The organism is Pseudomonas sp. ATCC PTA-122608 (genome assembly GCF_001952855.1).
Classification (GTDB): domain Bacteria; phylum Pseudomonadota; class Gammaproteobacteria; order Pseudomonadales; family Pseudomonadaceae; genus Aquipseudomonas.
On record NZ_LPNO01000013.1, the window covers coordinates 229,025 to 249,799 of the forward strand.

23 protein-coding genes are annotated in these 20,775 nt (G+C 62.0%); 16 read left to right on the forward strand and 7 right to left on the reverse strand.

The features are described from left to right. Window positions 1-29 precede the first annotated feature (29 nt). From phnE to AU074_RS13885, 12 genes are all read left to right on the forward strand, one after another. Window positions 30-812 carry a phosphonate ABC transporter, permease protein PhnE gene (gene phnE, locus AU074_RS13830; RefSeq protein WP_003210621.1) on the forward strand — a complete coding sequence of 261 codons (783 nt, stop codon included), beginning with the start codon at window positions 30-32 and terminating at the stop codon, window positions 810-812. A gap of 36 nt (window positions 813-848) precedes the next feature. Continuing rightward, window positions 849-1,553, forward strand: a complete 705-nt coding sequence (gene phnF, locus AU074_RS13835; RefSeq protein ID WP_076015184.1) for a phosphonate metabolism transcriptional regulator PhnF — start codon at window positions 849-851, stop codon at window positions 1,551-1,553. Beyond that, the gene (phnG, locus tag AU074_RS13840; RefSeq protein WP_076015185.1) at window positions 1,553-2,002 is read left to right on the forward strand and encodes a phosphonate C-P lyase system protein PhnG; all 450 of its coding nucleotides are present in this window, start codon (window positions 1,553-1,555) and stop codon (window positions 2,000-2,002) included. Before phnF ends, phnG begins: the two co-directional genes overlap by 1 nt. Further along, window positions 2,002-2,592: a phosphonate C-P lyase system protein PhnH gene (gene phnH, locus AU074_RS13845; RefSeq protein WP_076015186.1), complete on the forward strand. Its 591-nt coding sequence runs from the start codon at window positions 2,002-2,004 to the stop codon at window positions 2,590-2,592. The genes phnG and phnH overlap by 1 nt, the downstream gene beginning before the upstream one ends. Further along, on the forward strand, window positions 2,592-3,668 hold the full coding sequence (locus AU074_RS13850; protein WP_076015187.1) for a carbon-phosphorus lyase complex subunit PhnI: 1,077 nt from the start codon (window positions 2,592-2,594) through the stop codon (window positions 3,666-3,668). Before phnH ends, AU074_RS13850 begins: the two co-directional genes overlap by 1 nt. Next, the gene (locus AU074_RS13855; protein WP_063028151.1) at window positions 3,661-4,527 is read left to right on the forward strand and encodes an alpha-D-ribose 1-methylphosphonate 5-phosphate C-P-lyase PhnJ; all 867 of its coding nucleotides are present in this window, start codon (window positions 3,661-3,663) and stop codon (window positions 4,525-4,527) included. The genes AU074_RS13850 and AU074_RS13855 overlap by 8 nt, the downstream gene beginning before the upstream one ends. After that, window positions 4,488-5,297 carry a phosphonate C-P lyase system protein PhnK gene (phnK, locus tag AU074_RS13860; protein WP_143503585.1) on the forward strand — a complete coding sequence of 270 codons (810 nt, stop codon included), beginning with the start codon at window positions 4,488-4,490 and terminating at the stop codon, window positions 5,295-5,297. Before AU074_RS13855 ends, phnK begins: the two co-directional genes overlap by 40 nt. After that, complete coding sequence (phnL, locus tag AU074_RS13865; protein WP_076015188.1) at window positions 5,297-6,016, forward strand: phosphonate C-P lyase system protein PhnL; 720 nt, start codon at window positions 5,297-5,299, stop codon at window positions 6,014-6,016. Before phnK ends, phnL begins: the two co-directional genes overlap by 1 nt. Further along, window positions 6,006-7,154, forward strand: a complete 1,149-nt coding sequence (locus AU074_RS13870) for an alpha-D-ribose 1-methylphosphonate 5-triphosphate diphosphatase (protein ID WP_076015189.1) — start codon at window positions 6,006-6,008, stop codon at window positions 7,152-7,154. Before phnL ends, AU074_RS13870 begins: the two co-directional genes overlap by 11 nt. Beyond that, a complete protein-coding gene (phnN, locus tag AU074_RS13875) occupies window positions 7,154-7,717 on the forward strand; it encodes a phosphonate metabolism protein/1,5-bisphosphokinase (PRPP-forming) PhnN (RefSeq protein ID WP_076015190.1) in 564 nt (187 codons plus the stop codon). Before AU074_RS13870 ends, phnN begins: the two co-directional genes overlap by 1 nt. Next, window positions 7,708-8,457 (forward strand): phosphonate metabolism protein PhnP, encoded by a 750-nt coding sequence (gene phnP / locus AU074_RS13880; protein WP_076015191.1) that lies wholly within the window; start codon window positions 7,708-7,710, stop codon window positions 8,455-8,457. The genes phnN and phnP overlap by 10 nt, the downstream gene beginning before the upstream one ends. Window positions 8,458-8,803: 346 nt before the next feature. Then, the gene (locus tag AU074_RS13885) at window positions 8,804-10,282 is read left to right on the forward strand and encodes a M10 family metallopeptidase C-terminal domain-containing protein (protein WP_076015192.1); all 1,479 of its coding nucleotides are present in this window, start codon (window positions 8,804-8,806) and stop codon (window positions 10,280-10,282) included. On the opposite strand, the gene AU074_RS13890 is transcribed toward AU074_RS13885, so the two are convergent. Next, window positions 10,258-10,962: a helix-turn-helix transcriptional regulator gene (locus AU074_RS13890; protein WP_076015193.1), complete on the reverse strand. Its 705-nt coding sequence runs from the start codon at window positions 10,960-10,962 to the stop codon at window positions 10,258-10,260. The two genes, AU074_RS13885 and AU074_RS13890, sit on opposite strands and share 25 nt — an antisense overlap. Window positions 10,963-11,036: 74 nt before the next feature. Between AU074_RS13890 and AU074_RS13895 the strand changes: the two genes are divergently transcribed. From AU074_RS13895 to AU074_RS13905, 3 genes are read left to right on the forward strand one after another with little or no spacing between them, the layout of a single operon-like run. After that, complete coding sequence (locus tag AU074_RS13895; RefSeq protein ID WP_076015194.1) at window positions 11,037-12,188, forward strand: cytochrome P450; 1,152 nt, start codon at window positions 11,037-11,039, stop codon at window positions 12,186-12,188. A 52-nt stretch (window positions 12,189-12,240) separates the two neighbouring features. Next, window positions 12,241-12,429 carry a type II toxin-antitoxin system HicA family toxin gene (locus tag AU074_RS13900; RefSeq protein ID WP_026077965.1) on the forward strand — a complete coding sequence of 63 codons (189 nt, stop codon included), beginning with the start codon at window positions 12,241-12,243 and terminating at the stop codon, window positions 12,427-12,429. 21 nt (window positions 12,430-12,450) lie between these two features. Then, window positions 12,451-12,855, forward strand: coding sequence for a type II toxin-antitoxin system HicB family antitoxin (locus AU074_RS13905; protein ID WP_017477502.1), 405 nt, complete (start codon window positions 12,451-12,453; stop codon window positions 12,853-12,855). On the opposite strand, the gene AU074_RS13910 is transcribed toward AU074_RS13905, so the two are convergent. Continuing rightward, complete coding sequence (locus AU074_RS13910) at window positions 12,856-14,052, reverse strand: MFS transporter (RefSeq protein WP_076015195.1); 1,197 nt, start codon at window positions 14,050-14,052, stop codon at window positions 12,856-12,858. A gap of 178 nt (window positions 14,053-14,230) precedes the next feature. Here AU074_RS13910 and AU074_RS13915 point away from each other — a divergent pair, with 178 nt between their 5' ends. Beyond that, window positions 14,231-14,845 carry a DUF5666 domain-containing protein gene (locus AU074_RS13915; protein WP_076015196.1) on the forward strand — a complete coding sequence of 205 codons (615 nt, stop codon included), beginning with the start codon at window positions 14,231-14,233 and terminating at the stop codon, window positions 14,843-14,845. Between the two features lie 156 nt (window positions 14,846-15,001). Here the strand turns inward: AU074_RS13915 and AU074_RS13920 are convergent, their stop codons facing one another. The 5 genes from AU074_RS13920 to AU074_RS13940 all read right to left on the reverse strand — a co-directional run bounded on the left by AU074_RS13920 (window position 15,002) and on the right by AU074_RS13940 (window position 20,673). Further along, the gene (locus AU074_RS13920; RefSeq protein ID WP_076015197.1) at window positions 15,002-16,006 is read right to left on the reverse strand and encodes a sulfate ABC transporter substrate-binding protein; all 1,005 of its coding nucleotides are present in this window, start codon (window positions 16,004-16,006) and stop codon (window positions 15,002-15,004) included. A 106-nt stretch (window positions 16,007-16,112) separates the two neighbouring features. Next, window positions 16,113-16,937, reverse strand: a complete 825-nt coding sequence (locus tag AU074_RS13925) for an ion transporter (protein WP_076015198.1) — start codon at window positions 16,935-16,937, stop codon at window positions 16,113-16,115. A gap of 31 nt (window positions 16,938-16,968) precedes the next feature. Continuing rightward, window positions 16,969-17,844 (reverse strand): urea transporter, encoded by an 876-nt coding sequence (locus AU074_RS13930; RefSeq protein ID WP_076015199.1) that lies wholly within the window; start codon window positions 17,842-17,844, stop codon window positions 16,969-16,971. 128 nt (window positions 17,845-17,972) lie between these two features. Further along, complete coding sequence (pyk, locus tag AU074_RS13935; protein ID WP_076015200.1) at window positions 17,973-19,388, reverse strand: pyruvate kinase; 1,416 nt, start codon at window positions 19,386-19,388, stop codon at window positions 17,973-17,975. Beyond that, the gene (locus AU074_RS13940; protein ID WP_076015201.1) at window positions 19,378-20,673 is read right to left on the reverse strand and encodes a glycerate kinase; all 1,296 of its coding nucleotides are present in this window, start codon (window positions 20,671-20,673) and stop codon (window positions 19,378-19,380) included. The genes pyk and AU074_RS13940 overlap by 11 nt, the downstream gene beginning before the upstream one ends. Window positions 20,674-20,775: the final 102 nt, after the last annotated feature.

Sequence of the window (20,775 nt, forward strand, 5' to 3'; positions counted from 1 at the left end):
CTCCTACAGTAAGTCATTGAGAGGGATTCATGACCACTCTGCACGCTGAAGCCGTAGGCAAACGCACCTGGCCGCAATACCTGGGCTGGGGCCTGTTCCTGATCCTGCTGGCCTGGGCCTGGCACGGCGCCGAGATGAACCCGCTGGCGCTGTACCGCGATTCCGGAAACATGGCGACCTTCGCCGCCGACTTCTTCCCACCGGACTTCCACGAATGGCGCTCCTACCTCAAGGAGATGATCGTCACCGTGCAAATCGCCCTCTGGGGCACGGTACTGGCGATTGTCTGCTCGGTACCGCTGGGCATCCTGTGCGCCGACAACATCACGCCGTGGTGGATCCACCAGCCACTGCGCCGGGTGATGGATGCGTTCCGTTCGATCAACGAAATGGTGTTCGCCATGTTGTTCGTGGTCGCGGTGGGCCTCGGTCCTTTCGCGGGTGTCCTGGCCTTGTGGATCAGCACCACCGGCGTCCTCGCCAAGCTGTTTGCCGAAGCCGTCGAAGCCATCGACCCGGGCCCCGTTGAAGGTGTGCGAGCTACCGGCGCGAGTGCCTTGCAGGAAGTGATCTACGGCGTGATCCCGCAAGTGATGCCGCTGTGGGTGTCCTACGCGCTCTACCGCTTCGAAGCCAACGTGCGCTCGGCGACAGTGGTGGGGATGGTCGGTGCCGGCGGAATCGGCGTGATCCTCTGGGAGAACATCCGCGCCTTCCAGTTCGTGCAGACCTGCGCGGTGCTGCTGGTGATCATCGTGGTGGTGAGCTGTATCGACGTGTTGTCCCAACGCCTGCGCAAGCAGTTCATCTGACGTCGGAGGGGTGCCCCAGGGCGCTTTTTTTTAAGCATGCAGTTGTCTAGACAAGATGAGCCGGTGTACCGCGAACTCGCCGACATCCTGCGCCGCGAACTGAGCAGCTACCAGGCCGGTGAATTTCTGCCGGGCGAGGTGCAGTTGGCTGAACGCTTTGGTGTCAACCGCCACACCCTGCGACGCGCCATCGATGAGCTGGTGTTCGAAGGCAGCCTGTTGCGCCGCCAGGGCAAGGGTACCCAAGTGCTGGACCGCCCGCTGATTTACCCGATGGGCGCCGAGACTTCCTACAGCCAGTCGTTGTCGGCCCAAGGCGTGGGCGTGGAAGCGATGTTGCTCAAGCGCCGCTACTGCCTCGCGAGCCGCGAAGAGGCGCAGCAACTGGGCATCGCCGAGATGGCGCCGATGATCGAGCTGCAAACCCTGCGCAAGCTCGACCACCAGCCGGTCAGCCTGATTCGTCACCGCTACTGCGCCAGCCATGCGCCGCTACTGGCGGACTACAACGGCGGCTCCTTGCGCCACTACCTGCGTGAACGCGACATGCCGTTGACCCGCACCCAAAGCCTGATCGGCGCACGTTTGCCCAACCGTGACGAAGCCGCGCTGCTGATGATGCCCCGGCACTTGCCGGCGCTGACCGTATTCACTCTTTCCCGCGATCGCGACGGCCGCCCGGTGGAGCTGGCGCAGTCCACCAGCCGCTCGGATCGCTTCCAGTACCAAGTGGTGACCTGATGGAGACCTCGATGAACCTGTCCCCGCGTCAACACTGGATCGGCGTGCTCGCCCGCGCCTTTCGCAGTGAATTGCTGCCCCATGAAGACGCCCTGCGCGACGTGGATTACCAACTGATCCGCGCCCCGGAAATCGGCATGACCTTGGTACGCGGCCGCATGGGCGGCAACGGCGCGCCGTTCAACGTTGGTGAAATGAGCGTGACCCGCTGCGTGGTGCGCCTGGCTGACGGGCGCACCGGCTACAGCTACCTGGCCGGGCGCGACAAGGTCCATGCCGAACTGGCGGCCCTGGCGGATGCGCATTTGCAGGGGGCACACCCGAGCCCCTGGATCAGCGATCTGATCGGCTCACTGGCCAACGCCCAGGCCGAGCGCCGGGCGCAAAAAGAGGCCGACACCGCCGCCACCAAGGTCGAGTTCTTCACCCTGGTTCGAGGAGAAAACTAATGAATGCCCAACTCTTGCAACCGGCCTTTGTAGACCCGGTGCTGGATGCCCAGCGCGGTTTTCGCGGCGCCCTCAAGGCCCTCGCCGAGCCTGGTCTGATCCAGTCCTTGCCCGCCGCCCCAAGCCTTGAAGGCCTGGCGCCGGCCACCTACGCGCTGTGCCTGGCGTTGTTGGACATGGACACGCCGCTGTGGCTCGCACCGTGCTTCGGCACACCGCTGATTCGCGCCAACCTGGCGTTCCACTGCGGCTGCCCGCTGACCGCCAACCGGGAAGAGGCCGCGTTCGCCTTGCTCGGTGAACAGGACTTGCTCGACCTCAGCGGCTTCGACCACGGCAACGACCGTTACCCCGATCAGTCTTGCACCTTGCTGGTCCAGTTGACCGACCTGGAAGCCGGTCGCGCCTTGAACTGGCGCGGTCCGGGGATCAAGACCCAGCGTCAGGTGAACCTGCCGGTGCCTCAAGCATTCTGGCTCGAACGTCAACGCCGCGAGACGTTTCCCCGTGGCCTGGACGTGTTGTTCGCCGCCGGCCATCACCTGATCGGCCTGCCACGCAGCACCCGAATTGCACAGGAGCATGCCTGATGTACGTAGCCGTCAAGGGTGGCGAACAGGCCATCGACAATGCCCACCGCATGCTGGCGAAAAAACGCCGGGGCGATACCTCCATTCCGGAACTGAGCGTGGAGCAGATCCGCGAGCAATTGCCGCTGGCGGTCGCCCGGGTGATGAGCGAAGGCTCGCTGTACGACACGGAGCTGGCCGCGCTGGCGATCAAGCAGGCGGCGGGGGATCTGGTGGAAGCGATCTTCCTGTTGCGGGCTTACCGCACCACGTTGCCGCGCTTCAGCCCGAGCCTGCCGATCGATACCGCGCAGATGTCACTGAGCCGGCGGTTGTCGGCCACCTTCAAAGACGTGCCAGGCGGGCAACTGCTGGGCCCGACCTTCGATTACACCCACCGTCTGTTGGACTTCGCGCTGCTGGCCGAAGGTGAATACCCAGGCCCGCAAACCACACCGGACGCCACGCTTGAACCGTGCCCGAGGGTTCTCGGCTTGCTGGCCAAGGAAGGCCTGATCAAGAACGAATCCGACGACACCGGCAGCGTCGCCGACATCACCCGCGACCCGCTGGAATACCCTGCCAACCGCGCCCAGCGCCTGCAAGCCCTGGCCCGTGGCGATGAAGGTTTCCTGCTGGCGCTGGGTTACTCGACCCAACGTGGTTACGGCCGCAATCACCCGTTTGCCGGTGAGATTCGCATCGGTGACGTCGAGGTGTGGATCGACCCGGAAGAGCTGGGTTTCCCGATCTGCCTGGGCAGTATCGAAGTCACCGAGTGCGAGATGGTCAACCAGTTCGTCGGCTCGGCCACCGAGCTGGCGCAGTTCACCCGGGGCTACGGTCTGGCCTTTGGGCATGCCGAGCGCAAGGCCATGGGCATGGCGCTGGTGGACCGCTCGTTGCGCGCCAACGAGTTCAACGAAGAGATCGTCTCGCCCGCGCAGCAGGAAGAATTCGTGCTGTCCCACTGCGACAACGTCGAGGCGGCGGGCTTCGTTTCCCACCTCAAATTGCCTCACTACGTGGACTTCCAGTCCGAGCTGGAACTGATCCGCAAACTGCGCCAACCGGCCGAGGGCACGCGCCATGAATGACCTGACCCAAACACCTGCGCGTGACCCGGCGTACAACTTCGCCTACCTCGACGAGCAGACCAAACGCATGATCCGCCGCGCCTTGCTCAAGGCCGTGGCGATCCCCGGTTACCAGGTGCCGTTTGGTGGCCGTGAGATGCCGCTGCCTTACGGTTGGGGCACCGGCGGCATGCAACTGACCGCCGCGATTCTGGGAGCTGACGACGTGCTCAAGGTCATTGACCAGGGCGCCGACGACACCACCAACGCCGTGTCGATCCGCCGCTTTTTCGCGCGCACCGCCGGCGTCGCCACCACCGAAAGCACCCCGGACGCCACGGTGATCCAGACCCGTCACCGCATCCCGGAAACCCCGTTGCACGCCGACCAGATCATGGTCTACCAGGTGCCGATCCCCGAGCCGCTGCGCTTTATCGAACCGTCGGAAACCGAGACCCGCACCATGCACGCCCTCAATGATTATGGGGTGATGCACGTCAAACTCTACGAGGACATCGCGACCTTCGGCCATATCGCCACCAGCTATGCCTACCCGGTGATGGTGGATGAACGCTACGTGATGGACCCGTCGCCGATCCCGAAATTCGACAACCCCAAACTCGACATGAGCCCGGCGCTGATGCTGTTCGGTGCCGGTCGCGAAAAGCGCTTGTACGCGGTGCCGCCGTACACCCAGGTCACCAGCCTGGACTTTGAAGACCATCCGTTCGAAGTGCAGAAGTGGGAACACAACTGCGCGATCTGCGGCAGCCATGAATCGTTCCTCGATGAGCTGATTCTCGACGACGCCGGCACCCAGAGTTTTGTGTGTTCCGACACCTGGTACTGCGCCCAACGGGTGAAGGAGAACAACCAGTGAGCCAGCCTCTTTTGCAAGTGCGTGACCTGTCGTTGTTATACGGCGAAGAGAAGGGCTGCCAGGACGTCAGCTTCGATTTGTACCCCGGCGAAGTGCTGGGGATTGTCGGCGAATCCGGCTCGGGTAAGTCCACCTTGCTCTCGTTGCTCAGCGGGCGCTTGCCGCCGCAGGCCGGCAACATCGGCTATCGCGGCAAGGACGGCGAGTGGCTGGATTTGTACAGCGCCAGCGAAGCCGAGCGCCGCACCTTGCTGCGCACCGAGTGGGGCTTTGTCGAGCAAAACCCACGGGACGGTTTGCGCATGGGTGTGTCGGCCGGCGCCAACATTGGCGAGCGCTTGATGGCTCAAGGCGTGCGCAACTATGAGCAACTGCGCGGCGCCGGCCTCGACTGGCTCGGTCAGGTGGAAATCGACCCGCAGCGCATCGACGACTTGCCCCGTACCTTCTCCGGCGGCATGCAACAGCGCCTGCAAATCGCCCGCAACCTGGTCTCCAGCCCGCGCCTTGTGTTTATGGACGAACCCACTGGCGGCCTGGATGTATCGGTACAAGCCCGCTTGCTCGACCTGCTGCGCGGCCTCGTTCGCGAGCTGGATCTGGCGGTGGTGATCGTGACCCATGACCTCGCCGTGGCGCGCCTGCTGGCGGACCGCCTGATGGTGATGCGCCGTTCCCGTGTGGTGGAAACCGGGCTGACGGACCAGATCCTCGACGATCCACAGCACCCTTACTCTCAACTGCTGGTGTCTTCGGTATTGCAGCCATGATGAATGCCTTGATCGAGGTCCGTGACCTCTCGAAAACCTTCACCTTGCACCAGCAGAACGGCGTGGTGCTGAACGTGCTGCGCGGGGTGGAATTCAGTGTGAAAGGCGGTGAGTGCCTGGTGCTGCACGGCCAGTCCGGCGCCGGTAAAAGCACGCTGCTGCGCACCTTGTACGGTAACTATCTACCGGCGGGCGGCAGCATTCGTGTGCGGCATGCCGGTGAGTGGCTGGAACTGGTAGGCGCCGAGCCTCGGGACATTCTGCAAGTACGCCAGCAGACCCTGGGCTACGTCAGCCAGTTTCTGCGGGTGATTCCGCGCGTGGCGTGCCTGGATGTGGTGATGGAGCCGGCCCTGGCCCGTGGCTGGTCGAAGGCCAATGCACAGTCGCGTGCCGAACATCTGCTGACCCGCCTGAACATTCCCCAGCGCCTTTGGCAATTGGCACCCGGCACGTTCTCCGGTGGCGAGCAGCAGCGGGTCAACATCGCCCGCGGCTTCATGGTGGATTGGCCGGTGATGCTGCTGGACGAACCCACCGCGTCCCTCGACGACAGCAACCGTCAGGTCGTGCTGGAGCTGATGAACGAAGCCAAGGCTGCCGGTGCCGCACTGATCGGCATCTTCCACGACCGCGCCGCCCGTGAAGCGGTTGCCGACCGCCATTTCGACATGACCCCCGCGCCTGTTGCCCAAGAGGAATACGCCCATGCCCGCTGAACAGATCCTCAGCAATGCCCAGCTGGTGATGACTGACCGTGTGTTCCTTGGCAGCGTGATGCTGCGCGACGGGCTGATCGTCGACATCGCCGAAGGCCGCAGCCAACTGCCCCAAGCCCAGGACCTGGACGGTGACTTCCTGCTGCCGGGCCTGGTGGAATTGCACACCGACAACCTGGAAAAACACATGACCCCGCGCCCCGGCGTGGACTGGCCGTCGACACCGGCGGTGCTCAGCCACGACGCGCAGATCATCGCGGCCGGCATCACCACGGTGTTCGACGCGGTGTCCATCGGCGATGTGAACCCCAAGGGCAACCGCATGCAGAGGCTACCAGCGATGCTCAACGCCATCGCCTCGGCAGAAAGCGCCGGCCTGACCCGCGCCGAACACCGCCTGCACCTGCGCTGCGAACTGTGCCACCCCGACACTTTGAGCGTATTCCGCGACCTGGTGGAAAACCCGCTGGTGCGCCTGGTGTCGGTGATGGACCACTCGCCGGGCCAGCGCCAGTTCGTGCTCGAATCAAAGTACCGTGAGTACTACATGGGCAAGTACCACCTGAACGACGAGACCATGGACGCGTTCATCAAGCTGCAAATGGCCAACTCGAAGGAATACAGCGACCGCTACCGCGCCGCTATCGTCGAGCATTGCCTGGAACGCGGGCTGTCGGTGGCCAGCCATGACGATGCGACGTTGGCGCATGTCGAGGAGTCGGCGCGCTATGGCATGACCATCGCTGAATTCCCCACCACCCTGGAAGCGGCGCGTGGCTGCCAGCAACTGAACATGAAAGTTCTGATGGGTGCGCCGAACGTGGTGCGTGGCGGGTCCCACTCGGGTAATGTGGCCGCCGCCGGCCTGGCTGCTGAAGGATTGCTGGATATACTTTCCAGTGACTACTACCCGGCCAGCCTGTTGCAGGCGGCGTTCGTGCTGGCCGATCAACAGGACGGCGGCGACCTTTCCCGGGCGGTCAAGATGATCAGCCTGGCGCCCGCACAAGCGGCGGGCCTGAGGGATCGCGGCGAAATCGCCGTGGGCCTGAGGGCCGACCTGGTGCAAGCCAAAAAAAGCCGCGACGGACTGCCAGTGGTCCAACAAGTCTGGCGACAAGCGAAGAGGGTGTTTTGATGGCAGGCAGGTTGATCTATCTCATCGGACCATCGGGTTCGGGCAAGGACAGCCTGCTGGATGCCGCACGCCCGCGTTTGGCCGAGCGTGGCTGCCGCATTGTGCGACGGGTCATCACCCGCTCGGCGGAAGCGGTGGGCGAAGCGGCGCAGGGTGTGAGCCCGGCGCAGTTTGCCGCCATGGAGGCCGAGGGCGCCTTTGCCCTCAGTTGGCACGCCAACGGCCTGTCCTACGGCATCCCCCGGGAAATCGATGGGTGGCTGGCGGCGGGAGATGATGTGCTGGTCAACGGTTCTCGCGGTCACCTGGCGCAAACCCGGTTGCGTTATCCGAACCTGCTGGTGGTGTTGCTGACGGTGGATCAAGGCGTTTTGCGCCAGCGTTTGCTGGCACGGGGCCGCGAATCCCTGGCGGAGATTGATCTGCGGCTCGCACGCAATGCGCGATTCGCCGAAGGTTTGAGCGCTGCTCCAGATGTGTTCCTGCTCGATAATTCCGGCCAACTGGAACACACGGTCGAGCGTCTGCTGGGCTGCCTCGACGGGCAACCAGCATGCGCCTGACCCTGCTGGGCACCGGCGACGCGCGGCAAGTCCCGGTGTATGGCTGTGAGTGCGCGGCCTGTGATTTGGCCCGCCGCGACGAGAGCCTGCGGCGTCGCCCATGCAGTGCGCTGATCGAGTGCGGCGACCAGCGCTGGTTGATCGACAGCGGGTTGCCCGACCTCACCGAACGCTTCCCGCCGCGCAGTTTCAACGGGATTATCCAGACCCACTACCACGCCGATCACGCCCAAGGCCTGCTGCACTTGCGGTGGGGGCAAGGGCTGGTGATTCCAGTGCATGGGCCGGTGGATCCGGAAGGGTTGTCCGACCTGTACAAGCACCCCGGCATCCTCGATTTCAGCCAACCATTTGCCGAGTTTGAAACCCGCCGGCTGGGTGAGCTGAGCGTCACTGCATTGCCGTTGGTGCATTCCAAACCCACCTTGGGTTATCTGCTGGAAGGAGAAGGGCGGCGCATCGCCTACCTCACCGACACCGTCGGCCTGCCACCCGCTACTCGCGACTGGCTGCAACGCGAACCGTTGGACGTGCTGGTGCTCGACTGCTCCATGCCGCCGCAACCGCAGGCACCGCGTAATCACAATGACCTGACGCTGGCGTTGCAGTGTATTGATGAGGTCGGCGCGCAGTTGGGTGTGCTCACTCATGTGGGGCATACGCTGGATGCGTGGTTGTTGCAGCATCGGCGGGAGTTGCCGCGCCATGTGACGGTAGGGTGGGACGGGCGTGTGCTTTAGCGTGGGAAGTTATGTCAAGCGGTGAAGTCCTGGTCACAGGGGCATTTGGATAAAAAGTTTGAAGGGATGTGTCTTTGTTAATACCGATTTGGCGTATTCAAATGGGCGCCACTTTGTAGGTATTTAATTTTTTACTGATAAACCAATGTGGTTCTTGCAGTGCACGTGTGTGTTGAATTGTTTAAATTGCAAGTAATTTATTGAATGTATTAATGGGTGTTTCACCGCGTTAAAGTGTTTCAGTGAGAACCAAATAAGCGCTGTCCCGAGCTTTTTACGCATGAGAATTTAATAGCTGATGCCGATTGTTCCGGCTCGTTTATTAATTAGAAGAGTGCTCTGTCTCATGAATACTTTTGACGCGGTTTCCCTCAGGCCTTTACTTCAAAGTTTTCCGGCGTTTGAGCCTGATTCGCTTGGCTTCGGCGCCAACACAAAGCCTACGTACACCACGGATCAGGCCGCAAAGCAGATCACGCGGAACAACCAGCGGTTTCACGACCGCAACGGCGACAAGAAAGTTGACCTGTCCTACACCGTCGATCCGAGTTTCACCCCACAGCAGCAGCGACGCGTACGCGACGCGGTGCAGTCCTGGCAGGATGTTGCAAACATCACCTTCAGGGAACGGGCCAACGGTGTGGACGGTACGGTAAACATCAAAAACAACCGCCGCGGTGACGGTGGCGTCGCCACATTACCCACGCGTTCCACCACCAGTACATCGGCGACCATCGGCACGCAGAGGGCTGGTGGTTCACCAGCGCTGGGCAGCCACTTTTCGGTGACCACCGTGCATGAAATCGGCCACGCCATCGGCCTTCAACATCCGGGTAACTACAACGGTGGTGGCTCCAGTTACAACAGTGGCGCAGTGTATGCCGGAGATACCAAGGCGCGCAGCGTGATGAGTTACTGGTCGGAGAAAAACCAATCCGGTCACAACTTCCAGGCGCTGAACCCGTCCGCGCCGATGATGGATGATATCGCGGCGGCCCAACGGCTTTACGGGGCCAATCGCCAAACCCGTAATACCGACACGACCTACGGTTTTAATTCCAATACCGAGCGTGAGGCCATGACCCTCAAGAGTGCCAGCGACAAACCCCTCTTCTGTGTATGGGACGGCGGCGGCGACGATACGCTGGATTTTTCCGGGTTTTCCCAAAACCAGACAATCAATTTGAACGCCGAGTCGTTTTCGGATGTGGGTGGTTTGAAGGGCAATGTTTCCATCGCTAAGGGTTGTTTGGTCGAGAACGCCATAGGCGGTTCGGGAAACGATCTGCTGATCGCTAATCAGGGTGGCTGCCGGCTCAAGGGTGGCGCGGGTGGCGACACGTTGCGCGGCGGCGGCGGGGCGGACGTTTGTACCTACGACAAGGCCAGTGATTCCACGCCGCGGAATCCTGACCTGATCGAGAACTTTACCAGTGGCACCGACAAAATAGAGGTCTCGGGCGTTTTGAAAGAGGCGGGCGTCCCTGGCCTTGTGTTTACTGAACGGTTCAGTGGCCGGGCGGGTGAGGCGATACTCAAGCATGACGCTGCGACGGGGCGTTCAAGCCTGGAGATCGACCTGAAGGGCAGTGGCACTGCCGGTTTTCTGGTCAAGGGCATTGGCGAGATCAAGCCTGCGGATGTGCAGTGGCAGGGGCAAAAGCCAAATGTGCAGCCAGTGCCGAACGTAGTGCCGCAACCGGCTCCGGAGCCGACGCCGTCGATTGATGTGAAACCGGACCTGCTTTCACAGCTAAGCGAGATGGTCACGAAGACGTTGTCAGCCTTGCTGCAGTTGTTTCAACGCCTTGCCAAACCGTCTTGAGCGGTAAGGCCAAATCGGCAAGCCAGTTCCTTTCGACCCTTGGGTGTGAGTCCAAGGGCACGGCTATCAAGGTCCTGGGTCACCCATTTACGGCGGATAACGCTTTCCAGCAAAGCGGCCAATGCGCCAGCCAGGTGCGGACGGCGCATGCTCCAGTCCAGGCACGAACATGCAAAACGACGCCGCTGGGCGCGAAGCGCTGCCACGTCGACACCCAATTCGCTCATCGCTTTTTCGCCGTCCACAGTGAGCTGATAGGTGCCGTCGCCAATCAGCCAGCCAGACTCGATGAAATGATCATGCAGGCGCACGGCCAACGTCCCCGCCATGTGGTCGTAGCAGGTCCGTGCGAACTGCAATCGATTGGGCGTGGTCGCAACAAACGCCGTTGCAGTGTTTCTGCTGATCACCATCAGCGCTTCAATCACCTGGGCAACGTGAGGGCCCGCGAGGCTGTAATACCGATGCCGGCCCTGAGTGTGCAGCTTGACCAGCCCGTCTTCCTTGAGCCTCGCCAAGTGGGCACTGGCGGTGGAGGCGCTGACCTCGGCAATCACCGCCATTTCCGTGCTGGTGCGCGCATGGCCGTCCATCAGTGCGCAGAGCATTTTCGTCCGGGCAGGTTCCGCAATGGCGCCGGCGACCTGGGAAATAGCGCAGTCATCGTTGTGGGCGTTCATATTTCGTTCCTGAACGAATCGTCACCGTGGGCGGTGGCTGATAGTAGCGGTTCTTTAGACACAGGACGTACTGAATGACACCGCTGGAAGCCGCTACACATAACGATCCCTATGATTATTACGCTCGCTTGAGGCTCAACGACGAACTGCTGCTCGATGACGGTCTGGGGTTATGGATAGCCAGCAGTGCCAGGATGGTCGAGGCTGTTCTGGCGCATCCCGATTGCCGGGTGCGGCCGCTGCACGAGCCAGTGCCCGCAGCCATTGCGCAAGGTGCGGCGGGGCAGGTGTTTGCATCGTTGATGCGCATGAATGAAGGCCCGGGCCACCGATGCCCCCGGGCGATCATCGAGCCAGCGTTGGCCTCTGCGAGCATTGCTGATGTGGTCGCGCAAGTCGTTGGGCCCGTCGATAACCTCAATCAGCTCATGTTCACGCTGCCCGTGTCGGTGATTGCGTCGTTGCTGGGTGTCCCGCGTGAGCAGTTGCAGGAAGTCGCCAGGCGGACACGGGATTTCGTCGCCTGCCTGTCGCCCTTGAGTAGTGAAGCTCAACAGCAGGATGCCGATGCCGGTGCTACCTGGCTAAGGCAGATATTCAGCGCACCGTTGGAGCCGACAGCGTTGCTGGCGCACATCCGTCGTAACTACGAAGCCAGCGAGTGGCAAGACCCGGACGCGCTGATTGCCAATCTGATCGGACTGCTTTCGCAAACCTGCGAAGCCAGCGCCGGGCTGATCGGCAATACGCTGGTTGCGCTGCATCGACAGCCTGAGCTGCTTGAGAAGATTCAGCACATGCCGACCCTGGCCATCGCGTTGGTCGAGGAGGTGGCCCGCTACGATTCGCCGGTGCAGAACACCCGGCGATTTGTGGCCAGGCGCTGCACGATTGGCGGCCGCGTGTTGGAGGCGGGCGATACTGTTCTGGTGCTGCTGGCGTCTGCCAATCGGGATCCCGATGCGAACCCGCAACCTGATAGTTTTTTGCTTGAGCGAGTACAACGCCGAGTCTTCAGTTTCGGTGCCGGGAAACATCAATGTCCCGGCCAGCGCCTCGCATTGAATATTGCCGCGCAAGCCATCGGTGAGTTGCTGCGTCTTCGCCCAGCAGCATTGGCCGGTCCTTGCCTGTTCACCTACTGGCCATCGCTAAACGGTCGTGTTCCTCGATTCCAAACATCCGGTAAAACAGCCGCCAGTCAGCCTGATGAATTCTGTGCTTGAGTAAAGATAACTCTGGAGTTACCTTTATTCGAGCCGGAGCAAGGAGGCTGTGGTGCAAAGCAGGCTATTGATCAAAGAGCTGCAAGAGGCAGGTTGGGTGCTGGATCGGGTGACGGGCAGCCATCATCTTTTCACCCATCGCTATAACCCGTACACGATACCGGTGCCCCATCCCAAGAAGGATCTGCCCATGGGCACCGTGCGAAGTATCAGGAAACGTGCCGGGCTGTTTTCGTTTTAGGACGGTTTAAGGAGATTTTCCATGCAATACCCAATCTGTATCGAATGGGGCGATGACTTTGTCGCCACCGGTATTCAGATCCCCGACATTCCAGGTGCGGTGACCGCCGGGGACAGTTTTGAAGAGGCTTACAACGCGGCGGTTGAAGTGGCGCACATCATGCTGCAAGAGATCGCCGCAGAAGGCCGGGTGATTCCGATGCCAACGTCGGTGGCCGCCCATCACGATAATGAGGACTACGCCGGCATGGGCTGGGGGATGTTGGAGCTCGACATCTCGCCGTATCTGGGCAAGACCGAGAAGGTCAATGTGACCTTGCCCGGCTATGTGATCCAGCGTATCGACCGTTATGTGCGCGAGCACAAAGTGAAAAGCCGCTCGTCATTTCTGGCCGATGCGGCTTTGGAGAAGTTGGTGCGGTTGTAACTAGGCAGTCGCTACCGCCCCTCGCCGCGATGCACTCAAGAACCGCAACAACGCCACCAGAGGGAAGGCGCTGCCCACCAGCATCACCCCCAGCCAGCCGCCGTGTTCGTACACGCTGCTGGCAATCGCCGAACCGAAGGCGCCGCCGATGAAGATGCTGGTCATGTACAGCGCGTTCAGGCGGCTGCGGCTGTTGGCGTCGAGGGCGTAGATGGCGCGTTGGCCGAGGACCATGTTCATCTGCACGCAGAAGTCCAGGACCACGCCGGTCACCGCCAGGCCAATCACGCTGTACAACGGGTGCACGAAGGCCGGCAGAAAGCTCAGCGCGGCAAACAGCATCGCCAGCAATGAGGCGCGGTGGGTGTGGCCGGCATCCGCCAGGCGCCCGGCGATGGGGGCGGCGATGGCGCCAAGGGCACCGACCAGGGCAAACAGGGCGATCTGGCTTTGGCTCAGGCCATGGTTGCGGGACAGTTCCAGCGGGGCGGCGGTCCAGAACAGGCTGAAAGTAGCGAACATGCAGCCTTGGTAAAACGCCCGCTGGCGCAGCACCGGTTGGCGGCGCAACAGGGTGCCCAGTGAACCGAGCAACTGGCCATAGCTGGCGGCGTGATCTGGCTGACGCTTGGGGATGGTCAGCATCAGCACCACGCTGATAAACGCCATCAGGGCCGCGGCGGCCATGAACATGGCGCGCCAGCCGAAGTGGTCGGCCACCACGCTGGACACCGGCCGCGCCAGCAGGATACCCAGCAGCAAACCGCCCATGATGCTGCCGACTACCCGGCCACGGGATTCAGCCGGCGCCAGGTGTGCCGCCAGCGGAATCAGGATTTGTACCGACACCGAACTGAAGCCGATCAGCAGCGACACCAGCATGAACAGGTTTGGCTGTTCGGTGAACGCCGCACCCAGCAGGCTGGCGATGGCCACCACGGTGGTGATGATCATCAGCCGGCGGTTTTCCAGCAGGTCGCCCAATGGCACCAGGAAGAACAGACCCAGGGCATAGCCGATCTGGGTCAGGGACACGATCAGGCTGGCCATGGCCGGCGTGAGTCCGATATCCGGGGCGATCAGCTCGATGATCGGTTGCGCGTAGTAGATGTTGGCGACGATGGCGCCGCAACAGAACGCAAACAGCATCACCATGCCTCGGGTCATGGTGTTTGTAGCGTGGGGCGTGGCGTTCATGGCGTTCTCATAAAAGCGAAGGAAAAAGGCGAGCGAGAATAATGATTGAGCCTGGGGGCGAGTAGCCTGTCTGTGGTGATAACACTCATGCCGGGAATTAATGACTGAAACGTTAACTTTCGGGCTGAGGCTCGATGATACATTCAGTCACAACTGCATAAACAGGAAATCGACTGCCATGAAGACGACATTCAACAAAATGCTCTTGGCCTCAAGTCTGGCCGCGCTGATGACCGTGGGCGTTGTCCAGGCCGCGGATGCCCCGCGTATCGGCGTGCGGGGTGCGATTACCGCGATGGACGGCGACGCGATGCAGGTCAAGGTCAACAGCGGAGAAGACGTCACCGTGCACCTGACCAAGGACACGCTGGTGCGTGCAGTCACCTTGGCCAAGATCGAAGACATCAAGCCGGGCAGTTACATCGGTTCGGCGGCCATGCCGAACGCGGATGGCACCCTGACGGCGCTGGAAGTGCATGTGTTTCCACCGGCCATGGCGGGTACGGGCGACGGGCATCGGGCGTTCGACCTGAAGGAAGGCAGCAGCATGACCAACGGCACCGTGGGTGACCTGGTGGTGAGCAATGGCCGGACGTTGACCGTCAAGTACAAGGGCGGCGAGCAGAAGATCGTGGTGCCGGACGATGTGCCGATCGTCAACCTGGAGCCGGGTGATCGCAGCTTGCTGAAGCCGGGGGTGAAAGTGGTGATGTTTGCGGCGAAGGGCGCGGATGGGAGCGTGACGGCCCAGGCGATTTCCGCGGGCAAGGATGGCGTGACACCGCCGATGTAACCGCTGAACACTGAAACAAATGTGGGAGCGGCGGTGCGACGATTCGACTTGCTCGCGAATGCGGTGTGACAGTCACCGGATGTACCGACTGATCCACCGCCTTCGCGAGCAAGCCCGCTCCCACATTTTTGACCGGGTTTCTCCAGTCAGAACTGCTTATTGGCCGGAGTAGATCTGGTCAAAAACCCCACCATCATTGAAGTGGGTCTTCTGCACGGTGCGCCAGTCACCAAAGGTCTTCTCGACTGACAGGAAGTCGACTTTCGGGAAACGGTCGGTGTACTTGGCCAGTACTTTCGGGTCACGTGGACGCAGGTAGTTGTTGGCGGCAATTTCCTGGCCTTCTGGCGACCACAGGTATTTCAGGTATTCCTCGGCAGCCACTTTGGTGCCTTTTTTCTCGACTACTTTGTCGACGATCGACACCGGCGGCTCAGCCTCGGCGGAGACGCTTGGGTAGATCACTTCGAACTGATCACGGCCAAATTCACGGGCGATCATTTCTGCTTCGTTCTCAAACGTCACCAGTACGTCGCCGATCTGGTTGGTCATGAACGTGGTGGTAGCGGCACGGCCACCGGTGTCCAGCACGGGGGCGTGTTTGAACAGGTCGCCCACGAACTTCTTGGCCTTCTCCTCGTCACCACCGTTCTTCAGCACATAACCCCAGGCCGACAGGTAGGTGTAGCGGCCGTTACCGGAAGTTTTCGGGTTCGGCACGATGACTTGTACGCCGTCCTTGACCAGATCCGGCCAGTCTTTCAGGGCTTTCGGGTTGCCTTTACGCACGATGAACACCGTGGCCGAGGTGAACGGCGCGCTGTTGTTCGGCAGGCGGGTGACCCAGTTGTCCGGCACCAGCTTGCCGTTGTCGGCCAGGGCGTTGATGTCGGTGGCCATGTTCATGGTGATCACGTCAGCCGGCAGGCCGTCGATCACCGAGCGCGCCTGTTTGCTCGAGCCACCGAAAGACATCTGCAGCGTCAGCTTGTCGTCTGGATGCTCGGCGGCCCAGTGCTTCTGGAAGGCGGCGTTGTAGTCTTTGTAGAAGTCGCGCATCACGTCGTAGGAGACGTTGAGCAGAGTGACCGGGGCGGCCTGGACGACGCCAGCCAGTGCGAGGCCGGCGGCCAGGAGAGAGGCGCTAACGAGTTTTTTCACTGCTCATTCCTTGTTGTTCGAGAAGGTTGTCGACGATGTAGGGGCAATATGCCAGCGACTATAACGGGGGGGCGCATAGTCGCTTAAAGATTAAAAAGAACTTTGCTTATTCCACTTTCTTGAAAAGCCCGTTACCACAGCGTGAGCAAAACGCGGCGTTCGGCTCATGGCTGTTTTTCTTGCACACCGGGCAATCGGTTTGCAGCGCGTCACCCCGCATGGCATTGGCCAGTTCGGCAGTGAAGATCCCGGTGGGCACGGCGATGATCGAGTAACCGGTGATCATCACCAATGACGAAATCACCTGGCCCAGCGGGGTCTTCGGCACGATATCGCCAAACCCCACGGTGGTCAGGGTCACGATCGCCCAATAGATGCCTTTGGGAATGCTGGTAAAGCCGTGTTCCGGGCCTTCGATCACGTACATCAAGGTGCCGAACACCGTGACCAGGGTGCAGACGCTGACCAGGAACACCACGATCTTCTGCTTGCTGCCCCGCAGCGCCGCCATCAGGTAGTTGGCTTGCTTGAGGTACGGGCTGAGCTTGAGCACACGGAAAATCCGCAGCATCCGAATGATCCGGATGATCAGCAGGTACTGCGCATCGCTGTAATACAGCGCCAGGATGCCGGGGACAATGGCCAGCAAGTCCACCAGCCCGTAGAAGCTGAAGGCATAACGCAAGGGTTTGGGCGAGCAGTACAGACGCAACCCGTACTCGATCAGAAAGATCAGCGTGAAGCCCCACTCGATATAGGCCAGCACATCAGCGTAGTTCTGGTGCACCTGGTCGATGCTGTCGAGCATCACGATCACCAAACTGGCGAGAATGATCAGCAGCAGGATGCCATCGAAGCGCCGCCCAGCGACGGTGTCGCTTTGGAATACCATGACGTAGAGCCGCTGACGCCAGTCGTTGTTGCTGTCCATAAAACCCGCCTGAATCGAATGTCGAGCAAGCCTAGGGGGATTCGAAGGGGCTGTCCATGCGGGCTTTGCGCATCACCCGATGGCTGGCGCGCACCAGCCAGGTGGCGAGGATAAACGGCGCGGTCAGCGCAGGCAGGTTTAGGCCAGTAAAGCCCGGCGTGAGGATGATCGCCAGCAGGATGCCGATCAGCGGCAGCCAGGGTTGGCGGCGATGCTGGCTGAGGGCCAATGCCGCCAGTGCCGGGTTATAGCTGTGCAGGCCAAGCAGGGCGCTGGCGGGTTCGTCCATCAGCAGGGCGACCAGCACGCCGAGGCTCGCACCGGTCAGCGCCCACGAGGCCGCGCGGCGGCTGGCTGTTAAAAGGCCGAGGGCGATCAACAGGCCGGCGAGGGGTTGGTCCATCAGGATGACTTGGGCCAGGCCTCTGAACGGCGCGCAGAGTAGCGCCCAGGTGCCGGGTTCGCTGGCGGCAAATGCGGCGGGCGCGGTGGTGCCCAGCAGCAGCCAGCCGAGTACCACAAACGGTGCGGTGTAGGCGGGCAGGTCGCCAGGGTTGGCGGCGCGTTTGAGCCATTGGCGGGTGAGGATTGCGCTGAGGCCACCGCAGGCGAGGATCAGCGGCGGTAACAGTGCCGACCAGGTGAAATGCTGGCTGATCAGCAAGCCGAGTAACACGCCGTTGTAACTATAGAGGCCAGCCTGGCGCTCGGCCTTGGGATAGCCTCGGCGTTGGGCGGTCAGCAAACCGGCGACACCGCCCAGCAGTGCACCGCCGAGCAGGGTCGGGGCGCCGATCAGGATTGCCAGCAGGCAGAGCAGGCCACACAGCGGGTGGCGCTGGAGGAAAATCTGGCTGAAGCCGTTGAGCAGGGCTTCGGCCCAGTCGGGGCAGGATTGGTTGGGCATGATCAATATCTGCAGGAAAGCGCCGAATCTTGTGGCGAGGGAGCTTGCTCCCGCTGGGGCGCGCAGCGGCCCCAAAAGATGGGCCTGCTGCGCAGTCCAGSGGGAGCAAGCTCCCTCGCCACAGGGGATTAGATCAATGTCTCGATCCGCAACGAATTGGTCGACCCCGGCTGCCCAAACGGCACCCCCGCGGTTATCACCAACGTATCCCCACGCTGTGCCATTCCTTGTGCCTGGGCAATTTCCAGCGCCGTGGAACACACCTCATCCACCTGCCGCAGCCGATCATTCACCACCGAATGCACGCCCCACGCCACGCTCAAGCGCCGTGCCGTCGACAGGTTCGGCGTCAGGTTGAGAATCGGCACCGCCGGTCGTTCCCGGGCCGCCCGCAGGCTGGAGCTGCCCGACTCGCTGTAGTTCACCAGCACCGCCACCGGCAAAATGCTGCTGATACGGCGAATCGCGCAGCTGATGGCGTCCGACACCGTGGCATCCGCCTTGGGCCGGCTAACATCCAGTTGGGTCTGGTAGTCCGGGCCGTTTTCTACCTGCCGAATGATCTTGCTCATCATCAACACCGCTTCCAACGGGTATTCGCCGGAAGCGGTTTCTGCCGAGAGCATCACCGCATCCGCGCCTTCGGCCACGGCGTTGGCCACGTCAGTGACCTCGGCGCGGGTCGGCGCCGGGGAGAAGCGCATGGACTCGAGCATCTGCGTGGCCACCACCACCGGTTTACCCAGCTGACGGCAGACGCCAATGATGTCCTTCTGGATTTGCGGCACGCTCTCCGCCGGCACTTCCACCCCCAGGTCCCCTCTGGCGACCATGATCGCGTCGCTCAACTCGGCGATTTCCCGCAGGCGCTGCACCGCCGATGGTTTCTCGATCTTGGCCATCAGGAACGCCTTGTCACCGATCAACTCGCGGGCTTCGCGAATATCTTCCGGGCGTTGCACAAACGACAGCGCCACCCAGTCCACACCCAGTTCCAGGCCGAAGCTGAGGTCGCGGCGGTCCTTGGGGGTCAGCGGGCTGAGTTCCAGCAACGCCTGGGGCACGTTCACGCCTTTGCGGTCTGACAGTTCGCCGCCATTGAGCACGGTGGTGTCGATGGCGTCGGCGTGCTTGGTGATCACCCGCAGGCGCAGCTTGCCGTCGTCCAGCAGCAGGTCCATGCCGGGCTTCAGGGCCGCGATGATTTCCGGGTGCGGCAGGTTGACCCGCCGCTGGTCACCGGGTGTCGGGTCCAAGTCCAGGCGCAGGGCCTGGCCGCGAATCAGTTGCACCTTGCCTTCGGCAAAACGCCCGACCCGCAGCTTCGGGCCTTGCAGGTCCATGAGGATGCCGAGGGGATAGTTGAGCTGGCGCTCCACCTGGCGAATCCACTGGTAGCGCTGAGCGTGATCGGCATGGTCGCCATGACTGAAGTTCAGCCGGAAGATGTTCACCCCGGCTTCCACCAGCTCGCGGATGTCGTCGATGCTGTCGGTGGCGGGGCCCAGCGTGGCGAGGATCTTGACCTTCTTGTCAGGCGTCATGTTCAGGGGACTCTCTTTCAGGGCTCTCTAGAATCAGAATGGCGCGAAAATCGTTGACGTTGGTGCGGGTCGGCTCAGTGATGATCAAGCCGTCGAGGGCCGCGAAGTAGCCGTAGCCATTGTTGTTGTCCAGCTCATCGCGGGCGCTCAAGCCCAGGGCTTCGGCGCGGGCGTAGCTGGTGGGTGTCATGATTGCGCCGGCGTTGTCTTCGGAACCGTCGATGCCGTCGGTGTCACCCGCCAGGGCGTAGACGCCGGGCAGGCCCTTGAGGCTGTCGGTGAGGCTCAGCAGGAATTCGGCATTGCGTCCGCCACGGCCGTTGCCGCGCACGGTCACGGTGGTTTCACCGCCAGAAAGGATCACGCAAGGCGCCGCCAACGGCTGGCCGTGCTGGATGATTTGCCGGGCGATACCGGCGTGCACCTTGGCCACGTCTCGGGCTTCGCCTTCCAGGTCGCCGAGGATCAGCGGGCTGAAACCGGCCTGGCGGACTTTCACCGCCACGGCTTCCAGGGATTGCTGCGGGCGCGCGATCAGCTGGAAATGGCTGCGGGCGAGCACCGGGTCGCCGGGCTTGACGGTTTCCGACTCCGGGCTTTGCAGCCAGGTGCGTACGGACGCCGGGATTTCAATCTGGTAGCGCTTGAGGATCGCCAACGCCTGTTGCGAGGTGCTCGGGTCGGCGACGGTGGGGCCCGAAGCGATGACGGTGGCCTGGTCACCCGGCACATCGGAAATCGCATAGGTGTAGACCGTGGCCGGCCAGCTGGCCTTGGCCAAGCGACCGCCCTTGATCGCAGAGAGGTGCTTGCGTACGCAGTTCATCTCGTCAATGGCGGCGCCGGATTTGAGCAGGGCTTTGTTGATCGCTTGCTTGTCCGCCAGGGTGATACCGGCGGCCGGAAGGGCGAGCAGCGCAGAGCCACCGCCGGAGAGCAGGAAGATCACGCGGTCGTCTTCGCTGAGGTTGCTGATCAGTTCCAGCACACGTTTTGCTACGGCCTGGCCTGCGGCATCCGGCACCGGGTGCGCGGCTTCGACCACTTCGATTTTCTTGCAGGGCGCGCCGTGGCCGTAGCGGGTGACCACCAGGCCTGTGACTTCGCCTTGCCAGCAGTTTTCCACCACCAGCGCCATGGCAGCGGCGGCTTTGCCGGCGCCGATCACGATGACGCGGCCGCTGCGGTCGGCGGGCAGATAGGGTTCGAGGACTTGCCGGGGGTGGGTGGCGTCGATGGCTGTGGCAAACAGCTCGCGAAGCAGGTGTTGCGGATCGACCGACATAAGCGGGCTCCCGGGATTCTTGTTATTAGGGGTGACTCAAATTCGATGTGAAATGCGGTCAAAAATGTGGGAGCGGGCTTGCTCGCGAAAGCGGTCTACCAT

Bases quoted from the DNA above. Each gene is read 5' to 3' on its own strand.
- AU074_RS13930 (WP_076015199.1), bottom strand. From the start codon at position 17,844: ATGCCCAACCAATCCTGCCCCGACTGGGCCGAAGCCCTGCTCAACGGC.
- AU074_RS13915 (WP_076015196.1), top strand. From the start codon at position 14,231: ATGAAGACGACATTCAACAAAATGCTCTTGGCCTCAAGTCTGGCCGCG.
- AU074_RS13895 (WP_076015194.1), top strand. From the start codon at position 11,037: ATGACACCGCTGGAAGCCGCTACACATAACGATCCCTATGATTATTAC.
- AU074_RS13890 (WP_076015193.1), bottom strand. From the start codon at position 10,962: ATGAACGCCCACAACGATGACTGCGCTATTTCCCAGGTCGCCGGCGCC.
- AU074_RS13905 (WP_017477502.1), top strand. From the start codon at position 12,451: ATGCAATACCCAATCTGTATCGAATGGGGCGATGACTTTGTCGCCACC.
- AU074_RS13925 (WP_076015198.1), bottom strand. From the start codon at position 16,937: ATGGACAGCAACAACGACTGGCGTCAGCGGCTCTACGTCATGGTATTC.
- phnF (WP_076015184.1), top strand. From the start codon at position 849: ATGCAGTTGTCTAGACAAGATGAGCCGGTGTACCGCGAACTCGCCGAC.
- AU074_RS13910 (WP_076015195.1), bottom strand. From the start codon at position 14,052: ATGAACGCCACGCCCCACGCTACAAACACCATGACCCGAGGCATGGTG.
- phnN (WP_076015190.1), top strand. From the start codon at position 7,154: ATGGCAGGCAGGTTGATCTATCTCATCGGACCATCGGGTTCGGGCAAG.
- AU074_RS13940 (WP_076015201.1), bottom strand. From the start codon at position 20,673: ATGTCGGTCGATCCGCAACACCTGCTTCGCGAGCTGTTTGCCACAGCC.
- phnL (WP_076015188.1), top strand. From the start codon at position 5,297: ATGAATGCCTTGATCGAGGTCCGTGACCTCTCGAAAACCTTCACCTTG.
- phnP (WP_076015191.1), top strand. From the start codon at position 7,708: ATGCGCCTGACCCTGCTGGGCACCGGCGACGCGCGGCAAGTCCCGGTG.
- phnE (WP_003210621.1), top strand. From the start codon at position 30: ATGACCACTCTGCACGCTGAAGCCGTAGGCAAACGCACCTGGCCGCAA.
- AU074_RS13855 (WP_063028151.1), top strand. From the start codon at position 3,661: ATGAATGACCTGACCCAAACACCTGCGCGTGACCCGGCGTACAACTTC.
- phnG (WP_076015185.1), top strand. From the start codon at position 1,553: ATGGAGACCTCGATGAACCTGTCCCCGCGTCAACACTGGATCGGCGTG.
- AU074_RS13870 (WP_076015189.1), top strand. From the start codon at position 6,006: ATGCCCGCTGAACAGATCCTCAGCAATGCCCAGCTGGTGATGACTGAC.
- phnH (WP_076015186.1), top strand. From the start codon at position 2,002: ATGAATGCCCAACTCTTGCAACCGGCCTTTGTAGACCCGGTGCTGGAT.
- pyk (WP_076015200.1), bottom strand. From the start codon at position 19,388: ATGACGCCTGACAAGAAGGTCAAGATCCTCGCCACGCTGGGCCCCGCC.
- AU074_RS13885 (WP_076015192.1), top strand. From the start codon at position 8,804: ATGAATACTTTTGACGCGGTTTCCCTCAGGCCTTTACTTCAAAGTTTT.
- AU074_RS13850 (WP_076015187.1), top strand. From the start codon at position 2,592: ATGTACGTAGCCGTCAAGGGTGGCGAACAGGCCATCGACAATGCCCAC.